At 70.5% G+C, this 18,181-nt stretch carries 17 protein-coding genes and 1 riboswitch; of the genes, 8 read left to right on the top strand and 9 right to left on the bottom strand.

Going from position 1 to position 18,181, the window contains the following annotated elements; genetic code table 11:
* Nucleotides 1-3 precede the first annotated feature (3 nt).
* Nucleotides 4-327 (bottom strand): DMT family transporter, encoded by a 324-nt coding sequence (locus AW274_RS24115; RefSeq protein ID WP_062436534.1) that lies wholly within the window; start codon nucleotides 325-327, stop codon nucleotides 4-6.
* A 76-nt stretch (nucleotides 328-403) separates the two neighbouring features.
* Here AW274_RS24115 and AW274_RS24120 point away from each other — a divergent pair, with 76 nt between their 5' ends.
* The 3 genes from AW274_RS24120 to AW274_RS24130 all read left to right on the top strand — a co-directional run bounded on the left by AW274_RS24120 (nucleotide 404) and on the right by AW274_RS24130 (nucleotide 3,959).
* Complete coding sequence (locus tag AW274_RS24120) at nucleotides 404-1,408, top strand: radical SAM protein (RefSeq protein ID WP_232320320.1); 1,005 nt, start codon at nucleotides 404-406, stop codon at nucleotides 1,406-1,408.
* A gap of 122 nt (nucleotides 1,409-1,530) precedes the next feature.
* Nucleotides 1,531-2,259: a phytanoyl-CoA dioxygenase family protein gene (locus AW274_RS24125; RefSeq protein WP_062436536.1), complete on the top strand. Its 729-nt coding sequence runs from the start codon at nucleotides 1,531-1,533 to the stop codon at nucleotides 2,257-2,259.
* Between the two features lie 794 nt (nucleotides 2,260-3,053).
* Complete coding sequence (locus AW274_RS24130) at nucleotides 3,054-3,959, top strand: hypothetical protein (protein ID WP_062436537.1); 906 nt, start codon at nucleotides 3,054-3,056, stop codon at nucleotides 3,957-3,959.
* A 440-nt stretch (nucleotides 3,960-4,399) separates the two neighbouring features.
* On the opposite strand, the gene AW274_RS40530 is transcribed toward AW274_RS24130, so the two are convergent.
* The gene (locus AW274_RS40530) at nucleotides 4,400-4,630 is read right to left on the bottom strand and encodes a hypothetical protein (protein WP_062436538.1); all 231 of its coding nucleotides are present in this window, start codon (nucleotides 4,628-4,630) and stop codon (nucleotides 4,400-4,402) included.
* Between the two features lie 42 nt (nucleotides 4,631-4,672).
* Here AW274_RS40530 and AW274_RS24140 point away from each other — a divergent pair, with 42 nt between their 5' ends.
* Nucleotides 4,673-5,293 carry a pyridoxamine 5'-phosphate oxidase family protein gene (locus AW274_RS24140; RefSeq protein ID WP_062436539.1) on the top strand — a complete coding sequence of 207 codons (621 nt, stop codon included), beginning with the start codon at nucleotides 4,673-4,675 and terminating at the stop codon, nucleotides 5,291-5,293.
* Between the two features lie 47 nt (nucleotides 5,294-5,340).
* A protein-coding gene (locus tag AW274_RS39465; protein WP_439648792.1) for an IS5 family transposase occupies nucleotides 5,341-6,188 on the top strand; the annotation gives its coding sequence in 2 pieces (ribosomal slippage) (nucleotides 5,341-5,703 and nucleotides 5,706-6,188; 846 coding nt in all).
* 287 nt (nucleotides 6,189-6,475) lie between these two features.
* On the opposite strand, the gene AW274_RS24155 is transcribed toward AW274_RS39465, so the two are convergent.
* The 3 genes from AW274_RS24155 to AW274_RS24165 form a co-directional block, all read right to left on the bottom strand.
* The gene (locus AW274_RS24155; RefSeq protein WP_232320322.1) at nucleotides 6,476-6,895 is read right to left on the bottom strand and encodes a VOC family protein; all 420 of its coding nucleotides are present in this window, start codon (nucleotides 6,893-6,895) and stop codon (nucleotides 6,476-6,478) included.
* 827 nt (nucleotides 6,896-7,722) lie between these two features.
* On the bottom strand, nucleotides 7,723-9,255 hold the full coding sequence (locus AW274_RS24160; protein ID WP_063813576.1) for an ankyrin repeat domain-containing protein: 1,533 nt from the start codon (nucleotides 9,253-9,255) through the stop codon (nucleotides 7,723-7,725).
* A gap of 388 nt (nucleotides 9,256-9,643) precedes the next feature.
* Entirely contained in the window at nucleotides 9,644-10,405 is a 762-nt protein-coding gene (locus tag AW274_RS24165; protein WP_062436542.1) for an MBL fold metallo-hydrolase, read from the bottom strand.
* 36 nt (nucleotides 10,406-10,441) lie between these two features.
* Between AW274_RS24165 and AW274_RS24170 the strand changes: the two genes are divergently transcribed.
* Nucleotides 10,442-10,621, top strand: coding sequence for a hypothetical protein (locus AW274_RS24170; protein WP_062436544.1), 180 nt, complete (start codon nucleotides 10,442-10,444; stop codon nucleotides 10,619-10,621).
* Here the strand turns inward: AW274_RS24170 and AW274_RS24175 are convergent.
* Together AW274_RS24175 and recD2 are read right to left on the bottom strand one after the other, a co-directional pair.
* Complete coding sequence (locus tag AW274_RS24175) at nucleotides 10,618-11,823, bottom strand: L,D-transpeptidase (RefSeq protein ID WP_062436546.1); 1,206 nt, start codon at nucleotides 11,821-11,823, stop codon at nucleotides 10,618-10,620. The two genes, AW274_RS24170 and AW274_RS24175, sit on opposite strands and share 4 nt — an antisense overlap.
* A 165-nt stretch (nucleotides 11,824-11,988) precedes the next feature.
* Nucleotides 11,989-14,178, bottom strand: a complete 2,190-nt coding sequence (recD2, locus tag AW274_RS24180; protein WP_062436548.1) for an SF1B family DNA helicase RecD2 — start codon at nucleotides 14,176-14,178, stop codon at nucleotides 11,989-11,991.
* A 30-nt stretch (nucleotides 14,179-14,208) separates the two neighbouring features.
* On the opposite strand from recD2, the gene AW274_RS24185 reads away from it, so the two are divergent.
* On the top strand, nucleotides 14,209-15,552 hold the full coding sequence (locus tag AW274_RS24185; protein ID WP_062436550.1) for a serine hydrolase domain-containing protein: 1,344 nt from the start codon (nucleotides 14,209-14,211) through the stop codon (nucleotides 15,550-15,552).
* A 120-nt stretch (nucleotides 15,553-15,672) separates the two neighbouring features.
* Nucleotides 15,673-15,872: riboswitch (cyclic di-AMP (ydaO/yuaA leader) on the top strand.
* A gap of 12 nt (nucleotides 15,873-15,884) precedes the next feature.
* Complete coding sequence (locus AW274_RS24190) at nucleotides 15,885-16,577, top strand: CHAP domain-containing protein (RefSeq protein WP_232320324.1); 693 nt, start codon at nucleotides 15,885-15,887, stop codon at nucleotides 16,575-16,577.
* Here the strand turns inward: AW274_RS24190 and AW274_RS41455 are convergent.
* Both AW274_RS41455 and AW274_RS24200 read right to left on the bottom strand, forming a co-directional pair.
* Nucleotides 16,574-17,305: an SRPBCC family protein gene (locus AW274_RS41455; protein WP_062436554.1), complete on the bottom strand. Its 732-nt coding sequence runs from the start codon at nucleotides 17,303-17,305 to the stop codon at nucleotides 16,574-16,576. The genes AW274_RS24190 and AW274_RS41455 overlap by 4 nt on opposite strands.
* 22 nt (nucleotides 17,306-17,327) lie before the next feature.
* On the bottom strand, nucleotides 17,328-18,116 hold the full coding sequence (locus tag AW274_RS24200; protein WP_157520692.1) for an ABC transporter permease: 789 nt from the start codon (nucleotides 18,114-18,116) through the stop codon (nucleotides 17,328-17,330).
* Nucleotides 18,117-18,181 lie beyond the last annotated feature (65 nt).

Below are 18,181 nucleotides of genomic sequence, written 5' to 3' on the forward strand. Positions count from 1 at the left end.
ATGTCAGTGCGATCCGGACAGGTTCAGCAGGACCACGCCGCCGATGATGAGGGCGATGCCGCCCGCTTTGACCAGCGTCATGGTCTCTCCGAGGAACAGCGCGCCGATGGAGGCGATCACGGCGGTGCCGACGCCGGCCCAGACGGCGTAGGCGACTCCGACGGGCATCTGCAGCTTCAGCGCGCGCGACAGCAGCGCGAAGGAGGCGACGTAGCCGACGACCACGACGACCGACCACAGGCGGTGGGAGAAGCCGTTGCTGAGTTTCAGCGCGGTGGTGGCGAGCACCTCGGACACGATGGCTCCCGCCAGGAAAATCCACGCCACAGCTGTTCCTTTCGAGTTATTTGCACCTTTTGTGACACGGTATCGGTGTGCGCGTCCGACTGGCGAGAAGGGTCGAATGCGTGTTCTACTGGTCGGCATGCGTTGGGACGCACCCACCCTGCACGAGCCGGGGCCCGCGCGCCCCCGGGTCGAGCGGCAGGCGATCACCCGCGAGTTCGGCGACCTCACCTGCTACGAGGTGAGCGCCCGCACCGCCATCGAGCCCGTCCCGGCCGCCGCCGAACTCCCCTACGCCTGGGCCCTCAGCCCCTACCGCGGCTGCCAGACCGGCTGCCGCTACTGCGCCGCCCGCAAGGGCCACCGCTACCTGGGCCTCGACACCGGCGACGACTTCGACACCAAGATCGTGGTGAAGACCGACCTGGCCGCCCGGCTGCGCCGGGAACTGGCCGCGCCCAAGTGGCGGGGCGAGCCGGTCGCGCTGGGCCTCAACGGCGACTGCTACCAGGGCGCCGAAGAGGTCTACCGCCTCATGCCGAAGATCATCAAGGCGCTGGCCGACGCCGGCAACCCCTTCACCGTGCTGACCAAGAGCCCGCTCGTCCTGCGCGACCTGCCCCTGTTACGCGAAGCGGCCAAGGTCACCCGCGTGTCGGTCGCGGTGTCGGTCGGCTTCGTCGACGACCGCCTGCGGCGCGGCCTGGAACCCGGCGCCGTCTCCCCGCAGCGCCGCCTGGAGATCTGCGCGGCCCTCAACGAGGCGGGCGTGCCGTGCGGGGTGCTGATGGCGCCCATCCTGCCGCTGATCACCGACTCGCCCGACAGCCTGCAGGCGACCGTCCGACGCGCCGCCGAAGCGGGCGCGGTCTCCCTGGTGCCCGGGGTGCTGCGGCTGCCGCCGGGCGCGCGCGACCTGTTCCTGGCGTGGCTGGCCCGCGACCACCCGGGCCTGGTGCCGCGCTACGAGAACCTCTACGGCGGCGGCCCGCTGACCCCGCCCGACTACCGCTCCCGCATCGCCGCCCAGGTCGAGTCCCTGGCCGCCGCCTACGGCATCGGCAAGACCTCCAAACAGTGGAAACGCCGCCGCTCCCCCGACCGCCAGCTCACACTGGTCTAGCGCGGATAGAAAGCCGGCTTGCCGCGCCCCAGGGCGTGGTTTCGACAGGTCGGGTGGCTGCCGCCCCGCCCAGCCGCAAAATCGCTGGCTGGCGACCCCGGCGGATCGCTAGCCTCGCCCCCATGTCCGCGCCCTTCTCCCCCGCCGACCTGGCCGCCTTCGCCCGCGACGGCTTCCTGCACCTGCCCGCGATCGTCCCCCGGGAGGTCGCCGACGCCGCCCGCGCGATCCTGTGGCAGCAGATCGGCCTGTCCCCCGACGACCCGGCCGGCTGGACCCAGCCCGTCGTGTGGACCGCCGACGCCGTCGGCTTCGGCCCGTTCGGCCAGATGATCGGCTCGCCCCGCCTGGCCGCCGCCCTCGACCAGATCGCCGGCCCCGGCCGCTGGGGCGGCCGCACCACCCTGGGCAACATCCCCGTCCGGTTCCCGGACCTGCCCGACGCGGGCGACACCGGCTGGCACATCGACCTCAACGCCGCCCCCGACTGGTCGAAGATCGCGGTGCGCTCCCGCAGCCTGCTGCTGCTCACCCTGTTCTCCGAAGTCGGCCCCGACGACGCCCCCACCCGCATCCGCGCCGGCTCCCAGCGCGACACCGCCGCCCTGCTCGGCGACGACGAGGTCGACCTGATGGCCTACGGCCCCCGCCTGGATGAGGCCAGCCGCCACCGCCCCCTCGCCCATGCGACCGGCCAGCCGGGCGACGTCTACATCTGCCACCCGCTCCTCGTCCACGCCGCCCAAACCCACCACGGCACCCGCCCCCGCTTCATGTCCCAGCTCCCGATCACCCTGGACCCGCATCTGGACCCCGCCGAAGACACTCCGCTCGGCGCCGCCCTGCGCTGAAAAGCTCATTCCGTTACGGCTCCGCCTACTGCGGCCCCGCCCGCCGCCGCCCGTCCTCCCCGCACCCGGCGCCAACCGGCCGCGTCCCCTCCCCCCGCAACGACGGACAGGGCACCGGCCGGGCCGTCGGGGGGATGACGAATGACGACAGCGTGCAGGGCGGCAAGATCTACGCGGGACCCGACGGAATCTGCGACCGCGGTCCCGCGCCGACCGACCGGGTCGTGCGACCACTCCAAGACGCATAAACACAAGATCGACGACGATGTCCGGGTCGGCTCCGACGACTGCGCCCGGATCCGGATCGCCCCCGGTTCCGGTGACGACCTCCCCGCTCCCGGTGACGTGCCGGAGATGACCCCCGACAAGATCGTCGCGCACCCCGCCCGGTTCCTCGACGCCGTCGTGGCGGCCGACAGCCCAAGGCCGGTGACGACGCCGCTGGGGCTACGCCTACCTGGACAGGGCCACCCCCGCTGGGGGTGGCACCCGCCTGGCCGATACGACGGGTGTGGGTGCGCGACCTCGGGCTCCCGCGCAATCTTGTGGGCGCCGCATGCGTCATCGCAGGCCGAGGATGGACGAACGCCGCCCACAGCGCGAGCGAGGCCGGGCTGATCTCCGGGATTGGGGGCGAGCGCGTCCCGTCGCGGTGGATCGTCGAGGAGTTCTGTTCTCCTGGCCAGTCACGGTATGTATGTGCGGTGGTTTTAGGAAGATTGATCTGGTGGGCGATGTCCCGCAGCGAGCGCAGGAGTGGTGTCGGGGTAGGGGACGTCTGGTACGACCCGCCCTTGACCGAAGCGCTCGAACGGGTGAGCGACGGCAACCTCGACCTCGGCCTGAGGCTCATCAAGCAGGCGCGTGGCCGTAACGACCTGCGGGCTCTGCGCGTCTCGCGGCTCGGTGAGGCCGTCGGAGGGCACCTCGACGTCCTGGCAGGCAAGTTCGGCGACGACCCCGACGCGCTGCTCTGGCTGGGGAGTGCCCGCGTCAGCCTCGCATGGGAGATCCGAGGCGGCGGCTACGCCAAATACGTCACCCAAGACGCCTTCCGGGGTTTCCGCGAAGTCCTGAAGACGGCGGCCGAACCGCTGTTCACCGCCGCGGACCTGGTCCCGGACGACCCGGTGCCGTGGCAGTGCCTCCAGTGGTTCGGGCTCGGCATGAGTCTGCCCCGCCCCGACCTCGACGGGTTCTGGGCGGAGACGGAAGCCAGGGATCCCGCGCTGTGGGCGGGCCGCCACGCCCGTCTCCAAACCCTGTGCGAGAAGTGGCGCGGCTCCAACGAGGAGGCGTACGAATTCGCCAAGGAGACCGCCCTGACGGCAGAGACGGGCGACCCCGTCGTCGCGATGTTGCCCCTGGCCCACTTCGAGATCGCCGAACGCCGGATGCTCGCCGACGACGGACAGCTCGACCACGAACTGATCGTGAAGAGCCACTTCAGCCGCCCCGAAGTACAGCGGGAACTGGCCGAGACCACCGACCGGTGGATGAGCGCCCCGCACGACCACCCGATGACGACCGAGGCCCGCCACCTGTTCGGGGCCGCCTTCTACTACGGCGGCGACCACGACCGCGCCCGGCGCATCATGACCGACCTGCCGATGCGCATCCCGGAATGGCTACCGTGGGGCTCGGCCTCGCTCCTGCCCCGGCGCACCTACCTCAAGGTGAGACGCGAACTGGGGGTGTAGCCGACGACGGGCGCTCGCGGGTGAGGAGGACGCGTCGCCTGCCGGGCTCGACCCGCGCGGCCCAGACCGTGAGCCGCTCGCCGATCTCGTGTGACGTCTCGAGCAACAGCCCTTCGACCCCGTCGGCGATCCAGACGAAGACGCCGAAAGGAACCACCTTGGTGACCCTGCCGTCGTAGGGCCGGCCGTCCACGTGACCGGCGAGGAATGCCTACGCGAGCGAGATTCTCGCTTCGCCGTTGGTGGCGTCCATGCAGATGAAGGAACAGGTAATCCGGTCTCCGACCTGGACGACGTCGGAGATCGCCTCGACGTGCCGCCACGACAACCGGCTCCCGGGTAGGCGGGGTGGGGCGGGCCGTCGTCCAGTGCCACGAACACGCCGAGGCGCTGGATGGCGGCCACGGTCCCGGTAAGGAGGTCTCCCGGGTTCAGGGAGGTCACAAGTCGGGGTTCTCGGTCGCGGCCGAGGACAACGCGACGCGGCCGTCGGTGACGGCGATCACCTCGGCGGTGATGCGCCGGCCGACCTGGAGGACCTCCTCGGCGGGAACCTGCCACGAGGCGTCCAGTGGGCCGATCGCCGCGGGGACGCCGGCGAGGTCGCCGTCGAGCAGCACTCCGTCTTGCAGGACCGTCCCCAAGAGGACGTCACCGACTTTCACGTCCACGACAGGACCTTTCCCCGGCCAGGTTAGGGTTACCTTAGTCGCATGAAGATGCGCACGGTGGAGACCGAGGAGCAGTTGCGGGAGATCGTCAAAGAGCCTCCGCAGACCGCCTGGGACAAGGACATCGCCCGGATCGACAACCACGCGCGCACGATCATCGCGCACTCCCCCTTCGTCCTGCTCGCCACCGCCGACGCCGACGGGACCTGTGACGTCTCACCGCGCGGTGACCCCGCCGGGTCGGTGCTCGTGCTGGACGACCACCACCTGGTGCTCGCCGACCGGCCGGGGAACCACCGAGTCGACAGTCTGCGGAACGTGCTGCGTAATCCCCACGTCGGGCTGCTGTTCATCGTGCCCGGCATGAACGAGACGCTACGCGTCAACGGCACCGCGACGCTCGTGTCGGACGCGCCGTTCTTCGACGACCTGGTCGTGCAGGGCAAGCGGCCCCGGCTGGCGGTGGTGGTCGAGGTGACGGAGCTCTACATGCACTGCGCGAAGGCGTTCCTGCGCTCGTCCCTGTGGAAGCCGGACACCTGGCCCGACCGCGGCAGCCTGCCCTCTCTGGGACGGATCGCGAAGGACCAGATGGGGCTGAAGGTCCCGGCGAAGGTGATCGACGCGGGCCTGGCCCTCGACGCCAGGACGAACCGCTACTAGGACGTGTCTTCAAAGTGATCTAGGTTGTACGGGATCATCATGGAGTGATTCGTCGTCATGAGCTGACCGACCAGGAATGGGACGCGCTCAAGGAGTTACTCCCGCCTGGTCGGATGGGGCGTCCGCGTGAAGATGACCGGCGGGTGCTGAACGGGATCGTGTGGAAGATCCGCACCGGCAGCGCCTGGCGTGACGTCCCAGAACGGTACGGGTCGTGGCGGACGCTCTACACCCGCTTCCGGCGGTGGGCGCTGGACGGCACGTTCACCGCGATGCTGTCGGCGGCCCAGGCCAGAGCCGATGCCGCCGGGGACATCGACTGGCTGGTGGCGGTCGACTCCACCATCGTCCGGGCCCATCAGCACGCGGCCGGAGCCCGAAAAGGGGGCACCGGCCGGGTGCCGGTCCAGCGGATCACGCCCTGGGACGATCCCGTGGCGGACTGACCAACAAGATCCACCTGGCCTGCGACGGGCTCGGCCGCCCGCTGTCGGTGCTGGTCACCGCCGGGAACGTCAACGATTGCACCCGCCTGATCCAGGTCCTGGCCGGCATCCGGGTGGCCCGGATCGGACCAGGACGTCCACGCACCCGCCCAGATCATCTGGTAACCGACAAGGGCTACAGTTCCCGCGCCATCCGCCGGTATCTGCGAGGTCGCGGCATCAGCCACACCATTCCCGAGCGAGCAGATCAGATCGCCGGACGCAAGCGGCGCGGCAGCAACGGCGGGCGGCCACCGGCCTTCGACCGGGACATCTACCGCCGCCGCAACGTCATCGAACGCTGCTTCAACCGGCTCAAGCAGTTTCGCGGCCTGGCCACCCGCTACGACAAGACCGCCACGTCCTACACCGCCGTGGTCACCCTCGCATCGCTACTGCTCTGGTTATGACCTTTGAAGACACGTCCTAGGGCCTGTGCCGAAAGTGGATCTCGGGTTTGCTTTGTTTGTGCCGCGTAGAGATCTGACGGACGCCGTGCTGGAGCTGCTGTCACCGAAGGGCACGAAGCCACCGATATCGACCCGGCGGCAGCAGATCGACGGCATACGGTTCCGGGTTCGGTCCGCTACGAGACAACCGTACTGGTAGCGGGCATCAACGAGTGGCTGTGACCCTCTCCGAGGCGGCCAGCAGCTGATGAACCGATCGCCCAAGCCTGAGCGCTACGGCGGTGATGTCACGAAGACGTCAGGCAGAAGGGGTGGCCAGCCGGATCCAGGAGTACCCGCCAATGTCCGTCGCCGGGTTGATGGTCCGGTTTGGCCGCGCCGAGCTTCAGAGCCAGCTCTTCCATCGCATCAAGGTCGTCAGCGCGGAAATCCAGGTGGAACTGTTGCGGCACGTCCTGACCCGGCCACTGCGGAGCCCGGTATCCGTCAACCCTCTGGAACCCTAGATCACAGCCGGAGTCGTTCGTCAGAGCGACGAACTCGTCCGTACTGAAGAGTTCGCGCATCCCGGTCAGTGCACCGTAGAAGCTCGCCAGCTTCTGCGGGTCGGCACAGTCCAGAGTCACCCCTCGCAATACAGCGCCTGGCACCATCCGCTCCTTCGCGTCCGTCTCCGTGAGCCGCCGCCGCACGCGATCACCGGCCACGGCCACACCGTACTCGCCACCTCCACCGCTGAAGTAGCGGTTTACCCCTGCCTCGCTGTGACCGGCGCTTTCGATACACGCCCTGGCCGGAAAAGAAGACAGTCACCCGGTGCGAGCCGGGTGACTGATCCGTGCAAGAGAAGGCGCTCGTCAAACGTCTGATGCGGACCATCACGAAGAAGAAGATGCACGGCCACGCCGATGATGCCGACCTGGGTCAGCGGAAGGCCCGAGGAAGCGGACGCCTCCCATACCGCCGCCCGTTCGGCCATCTTGGCCTTGGTCAGGGGTCCGGTCGTGGGGACATCGGCAACCGCGCCCGACGTCACCGTGGTCGAGGCAGTACCTCGGGGGCCGGCAGCCGGTTATGCGCGTCGATCACAGAACCTGGTCGCAACGGTGGCGGCGGCCATGCTGGTCGAGATGGTCGGCCAGCTGATGGAACGGGCCGGCTCCGACGACGGTGCCGTCGCCGGCGGGTGGCGGAGAGGTCGGTGTCATCGAGTGGGCCGAGGACCGTCGCGCCGGGTGGGGGCGGAGCCGGGTAACCGGTCCGAAACGCTTTTGCGCGGCGCTTCGGTGTAGGCAATGGCCCGCTCCAGCCAGTCATGGCCGAGGGCGTTCCAACGCGCGTGGGATAGGTAGGCAAGGGTGGTGGCTTCCAGCACGCGTGCGGTAAGAGGTGGGTCTGCGGACGTCCATCGCCGCGTCAATCACGGCTTTGGCGGCAGGCGGCGCCCTGCGGTGCCGGCACAGCCAGAACCGCCAAGGCCGCCAGCGCCGCCAGAACCCGCCAGGGCCGCCGAGACCGCTGGAGCGCCGCCCGCTCAGCTCGACCCAGATGGCCGCTCCTGCCGTTCCATCGCCTTCCTGCGTTCCGGCCGTTCCGATGCCTCCGGCCCTTCCGATGCTTCTCGGTGTGCCGACGCCTCCCGGTGTTCCGATGCCTCCCGGAGCACGGCCGCTGCCCGGAGCTTGCCGCCGTGTTCCGCCCAGCCCAGCGGTGTGGCCTCGAACCGGGTGTCGAGGATCCCCGGATCAGCCCCGAGTTCGAGCAGCGCTCTCACCGTCGCGACGTCGTCGTTCCACGCCGCCTCGTGCAACGGAGTCGACGACGCCCGGTGGTCGACGTCGAACCCCAGCCGCGCCAGCAGCCGCACCGCCTCCGTCTTGCCCAGCCCGGCCGCCCGGTTGATAAGCCCCGGGAACCCGGCCAGCGCCCGTGCAAGCACCTCGGGCCCGAACCCCGCCACGGTGGCGGCGTCGGCACGCAGGCACGCCGCGACGAACGCGTCCATCTCCTCCAGCTCCGCCGACGCCCCGGCGGCGGCGAGCACCTCGGCGGCCTCGGTGTGCCCGTTGAGCAGCGCCAGCTCGTAGGGGCTGCGTCCGCCGAACGCCGGATGGTTCCCGCGCCCGTCGACATCGGCGCCGTGTGCAAGTAGTAGCCGCGCCCGCCGTGGGCCGCCCCGCAACGCCGCGGTGGCCAGTTCCTCCCGCAGCAGCTGCCGGGGTGAGGACAACGTCGGGCCGAGCCGTCGATGCCATGGCCCGCCCGGACCGGCCCCGAGGCCGAACTCCAGCAGCAGCTCCAGATGGGACACGTCGTCGGAGAACGAACCGCCCAGCCCTCGGTTGTAGAGCGTCTGGGCGTCGTTGGGGTCGGCCCCGGCCTCCAGCAGCAGCCGTGCCAGCGCCGGCCCCTGCGGATGCGCCGCCTGGTCGCCCTCCCCGCCGCCGAACGCCCCGGTCAGCGCCGTGAACGGCGACGTCAGCCCGTCCCACAGGAACCCCGCGTCGGGGTCGGCGCCGTGGCGGAGCAGCAGCCGCGCCGCTCCCACCCAGTCACCGGGCTCCGCGAGCCGGGCGTAGGCCAGGTAGAGCAGCGGCTCCCACCCGAACGGCCCACCCTGAGCCCGCGCCAGCGCGGGGTCGGCGGCCAGCGTCTCGGCCAGGGCGTCGGCGGAGCCGGTGGCCGCCATCGTGAAGACGTTCGCGGTGGCGAGGTCGGGATGGCGGGCCAGCAGCAGGTCGGCCTCGTGGGTCCGGCCGGGATGATCGGCCCCGTAGGTGAGGCACGCGAGCCGCAGGAACTCGCCCGGCAGGTCGCCGACGGGGTGCACCAGGTGGGGTGAGCGGGAGTAGCGGGCGACGGTGTCGAGGTGCTCCTTGAGCCGGGGCCAGCTCGCGAATCCGTACATGCGCGCGATCACCAGCTGCGCATCGGCCAGCTGGAGAACGCGGGGCGGCCGGGGGTGGAACTCGGTGACCAGCTCGGGGGAAGGCCGCCTAAGCAGGGTCTTGGCCTGCTTGCGGAGCCACTCGATGCTCGGGTTGTCCGGCAGACGACGAACGGACATCACAACCTCGTTTCCGTCTGGCCTGGCATCCGCATGATCAGGCCGGAAAGAGGTCGGGCCGTGGCGCTGGTGAAGCGATCAGGTGGGCTCGGCCCTTCCCGCGGATCGGTCGCGCCCTGAGCGCGCCCCACCAGGGTACGCCAGGCCCGTCATACACCCCCTCGACGAAGCCGAACGCGCCGCCAGGACCTGGAGCACCGGCGGACCTCATGCAGGTCGACGGGTACGGCGCCTTCGTGCGCCGCCTGCCGCCGATCCCGCTCATCTTGCCCCGGAACGCCTGAGGCGACCCGCTGCCCGGTCCCCGCCTCCGTCAGGCCCTTCCCCGCCGCCTTCTCGCCGTCGACGTGGACCTCGATCCGGCCACCGGCCGCGCGGGCCCGCGTGGTCAGAAGCGGTCGAGTTCGTGTGGGTCGTGGGCGCTGAACACCCGGACCTCCTCCGGCAGGTCCCGCAGCCGGGCCACGTTCTCCAGGCGCTGGCGGTGGTCGGTCGCCAGCAGCCGCTGCGTCAGCGACAACACGCGCGGGCAGTGCGGCGGGGAGGCGACCTCGCCGTGGAACCAGTAGGCGTCGCCGGCGTGCAGCAGCCAGCCCGAGCCGGTGTCGACCGCCACCCCCGAATGGCCGCGCGAATGGCCCGCCAGCGGCACCAGCGCCAGATCGGGCAGGTCGTGCAGGGGGCGGATGGCCGACAGGCCGAACAGGGTCTCGCCGCCGAGGTCGTCGTAGGTCATCCAGTCGACGCCGTGCGCCCACTGCCTGGGCCGGTAGCGGCCCTTGTCGGCCGAGGTGGCGGGGCGGGTGGCGGCGGCGTGCTCGCGGGCGTGCAGGTGGACGCGGGCCCAGGGGAAGTCGCGCAGGCCGCCGGCGTGGTCGACGTCCAGGTGGGTCACCACGATGTCGCGCACGTCGCGCGGGTCGTAGCCGAGCGCGATCACCTGGTTGACGGCCGCCTCGGAGTCGAGCAGGGCGGGGCGGATCAGCGGGCGGTAGTAGCCGGGCAGGGCGCCGAAGGCCGCCTCTCCGATGCCGAAGCCCGTGTCGACCAGGCACAGGCCGCGCGGGGTTTCCAGGAGCAGGCAGTGGCAGACGATGGGGAACCCGCCCGGAGGGCGCATCGTGCCGCAGTTGAGGTGGTGGACCTTCACCGCCCCATAGTGGCGGCTAAGGGTAACGTTGGGGTCATGTTTGCGCGTAAGCCCCTGGAGGAGCGGATCGCCGACCGCGTCGCCAAGCGGCCCCCGTTGAAAGAGGGCCGGCACTTCGAGCACCGGCCCGCCTTCATCGTGTTCTGCATCGTGCTGGGGGTCGTCGTGGTCAAGTTCGCGGGGGCGCTGCTGCTCATGCAGCTCGGAGTGCGCTAAGCCTCCAGGGCGCTGCCCTTCTTCCACTTGGCGAACGACATCTGCCAGAAGCCCCAGCCGTTGTTCCACTCCAGCTCGCGGTCGGTGCCGACGATGTCGACGACGTCGCCGCGCTGGAAGTTGTCGTAGTACCACTTGGCCTGCGTCGGGCCGGCGTTGATGCAGCCGTGGCTGACGTTGGCGCGGCCCTGGGAGCCGACCGACCAGGGGGCCGAGTGCACGTACTCGCCCGAGTTGGAGATCCGCACCGCGTGGTTGACGATCTCCTTGTAGTAGCCGGGGTCGCCCTCCTTCTTGCCGGGCGAGATCATGATCTCGGGGTTGTGCTTGGACATCGTCAGGTGCACGCCGCTCGTGGTGGTGTACTCGCGGGTGTCGCCCTTGCCGGCGCTGATCGGCATGCGCTGCTTCACCTTGCCGTCGACGCGCACGACCATCTGGTGGGTGCGGGTGTCGACCTTGCTGATCTGCGAGGCGCCGATCTTGATGCTCTGGGTGAAGGACTTGGTGCCCCACATGTCGCCCGCGCCGCGCACACCCGCGAGGTCGGCGGTGAAGACGACCTTCTGGTGGGGCTGCCAGTACTTGGCGGTCCGGTAGATGACCAGGCGGTCGGAGATCCACCGCCAGGCGCCGGTGGCCTTCTTCTCCGACTCCACCGTCAGGGCGGCCTCGACGGCGGCCTTGTTGGTGACGTCGTTGTTGAACGTGACCATGATCGGCATGCCGACGCCGACAGTCTCGCCCTTGATGCCGGGGGTGATGTCGATGACGGCCAGTTCCCGCTTCGGCTTGAGCGTGGTGAACTCGCTGGTCAGCGCGGCGGGGCCGCCCGCGCCGGTGGCCTTGGCCGACACCGTGTAGGTGGTGGAGGGCTTCAGCGGCTTGCTGGAGGTCCACTTGGTGCGGGTGGCGTCGAACTCGCCCTCGACCGGCTGGCCCTGCGACTGCACGGTCACCTCGTCGAGTTCGCCGCCGGCGGCGGTCACCACGACGTTCTTGTCGGGACGGACCTTCTGGGCCCCTTCGGCGGGGGACACCTTGATGGCGGGCGCGGCCACGGAGGGCTTGTCGCCGCCTGTCACGTTCCCGCCGCCGCCGGGCGCCGGCGTCGTCCCCCCCGAGCATGCCGTCAGCACCGCCGTCATCACGACGGCGGCCGTGACGAAAGGCAGTTTCCGGCGACCTGTCTTGCTGTTCACAACTACTCCCCCACAGTGGCAAAGCGCATCTAAAACCCTATTAGGGCTTACCTGGCTTGTGAGCCACTTTCACCTGACTTGACTCACAATTCGGTAGCGATGCCACTTGAGACGTCTGACGATCTAGTAAGGTTCACGATCTGATCTTGCGAAGTCAGATCGTTGTCAGAGCAGCCGGTGCGTCAGCCCGGTGTGGCGGCGTCCGGCGCCCTTCACCCTGACCGCCTGGCCCAGCGCCCGGCGCGAGCCCACCACGACGACCAGGCGTTTGGCCCGGGTGATCGCCGTGTAGAGCAGGTTCCGCTGCAGCATCATCCACGCGGAAGTCGCCAACGGAATCACCACCGCCGGATATTCCGAGCCCTGTGAGCGGTGGATGGACACGGCGTAGGCGTGCGCGAGTTCGTCCAGTTCGTCGAAGGCGTAGTCGACGCTCTCGTCCTCGTCAGTGGAAACGGTCAGTTTGTGATCGTCGGGAGTGATCGCGGTCACCACGCCGACCGTTCCGTTGAACACCCCGGCGGCGCCTTTGTCATAGTTGTTGCGCAACTGGGTGACCTTGTCGCCGACGCGGAAGACGCGGCCGCCGTACCGGCGCTCCGGCATGCCCTCCCGGAACGGGGTGAGCGCCTCCTGCAGGGCGCCGTTGAGCGCGCCGGCGCCGGCCGCGCCGCGGTGCATGGGGGCCAGGACCTGCACGTCGCGGCGCGGGTTGAGGCCGAACTTGGCCGGGATGCGCTTGGCGACGACGTCGACGGTCAGGGCGGCGATCTCCTCGGGGTCCTCGGCCGGGAACAGGAAGAAGTCGGGGAACTCCCGCACCAAAGGCAGCTGCCCGGCGTTGACGCGGTGGGCGTTGACGACCACGCCCGACTGCTGGGCCTGGCGGAAGATCTGGGTCAGCCGCACCCGCGGCACGTCGGGGGCGGCCAGCAGGTCGCGCAGCACCTCCCCGGCGCCGACCGAGGGCAGCTGGTCGACGTCGCCGACGAACAGCAGGTGCGCGCCGGGCGCGACCGCCTTGGCCAGCTTGTTGGCCAGCAGCAGGTCGAGCATCGAGGCCTCGTCGACGACCACCAGGTCGGCGTCGAGCGGGTTGTCGCGGTCGAAGGTGGGCTCCCCGCCGGGCCGCAGCTGGAGCAGCCGGTGGACGGTGGTCGCCTCGTGGCCGGTCAGCTCCGCCAGGCGTTTGGCGGCCCGGCCGGTCGGGGCGGCCAGGATAACCTTGGCGCGTTTGGCGCGGGCCAGCGTGACGACCGAGCGCACGGTGAAGCTCTTGCCGCAGCCGGGGCCGCCGGTCAGCACCGCGACCTTCTCGGTCAGCGCCAGCCTGACCGCCTGGTCCTGCTCCTTGGCCAGGTCGGCGCCGGTCTGGGTCTTCAGCCAGGCCAGCGCCTGGGGCCAGTCGACGTCGGCGAAGGCGCGCAGCCGGTCGCGGGAGGAGTGCAGCAGGCCCAGCACGGTGCCCGCCAGGGAACGTTCGGCGCGGTGGAAGGGCACCAGGTAGACCGCCGGGACGGTCCCCTCGGCGACCGGCACCTCCTCGCGGACGACGCCTTCGTCGGCGACGAGTTCGTCCAGGCAGGCCGAGACGAGCTCGGCCGGGACGGTGAGGATCTTGACGGCGTCGGCGACCAGGTTGGGGGCCGGGAGGTAGACGTGGCCGTCGTCGGCCGCCTGCGAGAGCGTGTAGCGCAGGCCCGCCTTGACGCGCTCGGGGCTGTCGGCGGCGATGCCGACCGCCTGGGCGATGGTGTCGGCGGTCTTGAAGCCGATGCCCCACACGTCGTCGGCCAGCCGGTAGGGCTCGGCGCGCACGACGTCGATGGAGGTCTCGCCGTACTGCTTGAAGATGCGCACCGCGATGGACGTCGAGACGCCCACCCCCTGCAGGAAGATCATCACCTCCTTGATGACCTTCTGCTCCTCCCACGCGGCCGCGATCATCTTGGTGCGCTTGGGGCCCAGCCCCGGCACCTCGACGAGCCGGCCCGGCTCCTCCTCGATGATCCGCAGGGTGTCGACGCCGAAGTGCAGGGTGATGCGCTCGGCCATCTTCGGGCCGATGCCCTTGATCAGCCCCGAGCCCAGGTAACGCTGGATGCCCTGGATCGTCGCCGGGAGAACGGTGGTGTACGACCAGACCTCGAACTGCTTGCCGTAACGCGGATGGGAGGTCCAGCGGCCGGTCAGCCGCAGCGACTCGCCCGGCTGGGCGCCCAGCAGCGGGCCCACCACCGTCAGCAGGTCGGGGCCCGACCGTTCGGTGGCCACGCGCGCGATGGTGTAGCCGGTCTCCTCGTTGGCGTAGGTGATCCGTTCGAGGACGGCCTCGATGACGGAGCCCGATTCCACGCGCCAGACTGTAGACCATAGCCTGACCCCATGGTCTTGGAGAGTACGGCGCGGGCCCTCGCGCTACGGGTGGCCACCGAGCAGGCCACCGCCCGCATCCCCGCCCTGGCGGTCGCCGTGATCCGCGGCGGCGAGCTGATCTGGTCGGGCTACCGGGGCCGCGTCGGCGACGCCCCGCCGACCGCCTCGACCCAGTTCCGGGTGGGGTCGATCACCAAGAGCATGGTCGCCGTCATGATCATGCGGCTGCGCGACGAGGGGCTGCTCGACCTGCTCGACCCGCTGGAGAAACACCTGCCCGGCACCCCCGCCGGGGAGGTGACGATCGCCCAGCTGCTCTCGCACACCGGCGGGCTGACCGCCGAGCCGCCCGGCGAGTGGTGGGAGCGCACGCCCGGGGTGCCGATCCCCGAGCTGATCGGCCTGCTCGACCACATGACCGGCCGTCACCGGCCCGGCCGCCGCTTCCACTACTCCAACCTCGGCTTCGGGTTCCTCGGCGAGGTGGTGGCGCGCAAACGCGGGCGCGGCTGGGCGCAGGCCGTCCACGACGAGGTGCTGGCCCCCCTGGGCATGCGCGACACGACCGAGCGGCCGAGGGCCCCGCACGCGACCGGCTACGCGGTCCACCCGTGGGCCGACGTGCTGCTGCCCGAGCCCGAGCACGACGCGGTCGCGCTGGCCCCGGCCGGGCAGATGTGGTGCTCGCCGGCCGACCTGGCCCGGTGGGCGATCTTCGTCGGCGGCGACGGCGCGGGCGTGCTGCGCCCGGCCACGATGGCCGAGATGCGCGAACCGGCCACCGTCGAAGACGGCCCGTCGTGGACCTCCGGCTACGGCCTGGGCCTGCAGCTGCGCCGCCACAACGGGCGCCGCCTGGCCGGGCACACCGGGTCGATGCCCGGCTTCCTGGCCACCGTGTGGGCCGACCCCTCCGACGGCGTCGGCGTGCTGTTCCAGGCCAACACCACCAGCGGCGTCAAGGGCAACGCGCTGACCGGCGACCTGCTCGACATCCTCGACGAGCACGAGCCCGCGCTGCCGGCCGAGTGGCGGCCCGCCCCGGTCGACGACGACCTGCTGGCCCTGACCGGCCCCTGGTACTGGGGACCGGCCGCCTATGTGATGCGCGCCCTGCCGGGCCGGGGGCTGGCGCTGACCCCGGTCGGCGAGACCGGGCGCGCCTCCCGGTTCGCCGCGCTCGCCGACGGAACCTGGCTGGGCCTCGATGGTTACTACGCCGGGGAGACGCTCCGCGTGGTGCGCACCGGCGAGGGCGTTCACCTCGATCTCAACACGTTCGTCTTCACTCGTGAGCCCTATGGGCCGCCCGGTCCGGTGCCCGGCGGAGTCGACCCCGAAGGCTGGCGCTGACGTTACTCCCACAATGTGTTGATTGTCCAAGTTTGACCGATTCTGGGAGTTGTACTACCTTCTGGGGAACTCGAGGCGGTGTGACCTACGTAACCGCAGGTCAGCCGCCGAAAGGAAGACAACTAGAGATCGCCGAATCCGCGCGCCCCGCGCGGAACCGGGGAACCAGCGAGGACCCGGTGATCATCTCCCGATCACCACGCACCACCCACCGGGTCCTCTGGGGTGAATCGGCCTGCCAACCCCTCATCGGCAGGCCGTAGGGCGGCTTCCACGCCCGAGTCCGTCAGCTAACCCGGTAGGCGCATGGAAGCAAGGAGTCAACCCCACCCATGCGAGCCCCCAACCCTGGAATTCGCGCTGTCCTGGCCACCGGCCTGATGACGGCGGCCCTGGTCACCGGCGGCACCCTCGCCGCCGTCGACCTGACCCCCGTCGCCCACGCCGAAGCCGCCGCCCCCGCGGGGGCGGCACCCGAGGGCGTCGCCCCGGCCTACAGCCCCCTGCTGGAGGTCGCCAAGCGGCTCCCCAGGGTCAGCGCCCAGCAGGTGCTCCACCTCGCCACCAGCCAGGTCGGCATCAGCGAGAACACGTACGGCGGTGGAACAAAATTCCACGACTGGTACATGAACTCCGACCGCGCGGCCCAGACCATCGCGCGTGACGGCGGAACCCGCCTCGGATACCGCAACGCGGCCTGGTGCGACATGTTCGTCAGCTGGGTCGGCAACCAGCTCGGCATCAGCCCCGTGCTCGGCGAGGACGCCTACACCGTCCGCCACGCCGAGTGGTTCGAGCAGAACAACCGCTGGGGCACCGTCCCCACCCCCGGCGCCGTCGTGTTCTTCGACTGGAACGGCGGCAAGGACATCCACGACATCCAGCACGTCGGCTTCGTCATCAAGGACAACGGCGACGGCACCATCGAGACCGTGGAAGGCAACACCGGCAACGGCGTGGTCGAGGTCCGCGAGCGGCAGACCGCCGACGTCGTGGGCTACGGCTACCCCGTCTACACGGCCTAGACATCCCCCAGCCAGGCCCGCCAGGCGGTCTCCGCCTGCGGCCTGGCGATCTCCCCCGGAAAGGCGTGGTACTCCGCGACGACGGCGTCGCGGTACCCGTGGACGAGCGTGATCAGCGCCGTCGCGGTCACCACGCACAGGAACCCCGACTCGGCGAACACGACCTGCGCGTCGTCGGGGTTCAGGCCCGGAACCGAGACGCGGCCCTTCTCCGGTGGCTGCCCCAGAGAGAAGGCGTCGAGAAAGGCCGCCCACACCCTCGCGGCATCGGGGGTGGGGCGGCCGATCTCGAACAGCGCGTAATCGGCGGTGAGGCCCGGGAAGTGCGTCAGATAGGCGTGCAGTTTGCGCAGGTAGAGGCCGTCGCCCACGGACAGCGCGTCGTACTGGTCCTCCCAGTCGCCGGTCAGCAGCCCCGAGTGCACGAACCGCAGCACGGTGCTGCCGCCCGACCGGCCCTCCAGCAGGTATTCGAACGCCATGAACGACCCGTCGGCCGCCGTGTCGGTCGTGAACGCCAGCCGCTCACCCGGATCCCAGCCCGTGACGGTGGCATTCGTCGTGAACCCGGCGACCGTCTGACGGCCCGCGCCGCCCACCCCGGGCTCGAAGTCGTTGGCGCCCATGAACCACGAGTCGACCCCCGGCCCGGTCGCGATCGCCTCCCACACCTCCTCGGTGGTGGCGGGCAGGACGATTTCCTCACGGACCTCGAACTCATGCGACATGCCCGCCAGACTAGCGACGCGGCTAGCGGGACAGGTTCCGGTAGGCCCGCACCGAGAGCGGCGCGAAGATCGCCGTGATGACCAGCGGCCACACCAGGGCCAGTTCCAGCGCGTGCGCGGCCGCCCAGGTGTCGTTGGCCCAGCCGGGATTGCCGAACAGCTCCCGGGTCGCCGCCGCCGTCGACGACAGCGGGTTCCAGTCGGCGATCACGCCCAGCCAGCCCGGCATCGTGGCCGGCGAGGTGATGGCGTTGGACAGGAAGGCGATCGGCCACACCAGGATCTGCAGCGCCATCACCGCCTCCGGGTTGCGGATCTTCAGGCCGAGCCAGATCCCCGTCCACAGCAGCGCGAAGCGCAACCACAGCAGCAGCCCGACGGCGGCCAGCGCATCGCCGAAGCCGTTGTGGGCGCGCCAGCCGATCGCCAGCCCGCTGACGATCAGCACCGCCAGCGACAACACCGTGGTCAGCAGGTCGGCCGCCGCCCGGCCCGACACCACCGCCGAGGAGGCCATCGGCAGCGACCGGAACCGGTCGGTGACGCCCTTGGTGACGTCGGTGCTGATGGCGGTGAAGGTGCCCTCCAGGCCGAAGACCATCGTCATGGCGAACATGCCGGGCATCAGGAACTCCCGGTAGTCGCCGCCGGGCACCTCGATGCCGCCGCCCAGCAGGTAGGCGAACAGCAGCAGCACCATGACGGGGAACAGCAGCCCCGCGACGAGCCCTCCGGGGTTGGCGGTCCAGTGGGTGACCTCCCGCCGGGTGACGGTCCAGCCGTCGGCGAAGGCCCAGGTCAGTCGGTTCACGCGTGACTCCTCGGTGCGGGCGCGGCCGGTCGGCGCCGGATACGGCGGGCGCCGGCGGCGGCGGT

The organism is Herbidospora daliensis (assembly GCF_001570585.1).
Taxonomy (GTDB): Bacteria; Actinomycetota; Actinomycetes; order Streptosporangiales; family Streptosporangiaceae; genus Herbidospora; species Herbidospora daliensis.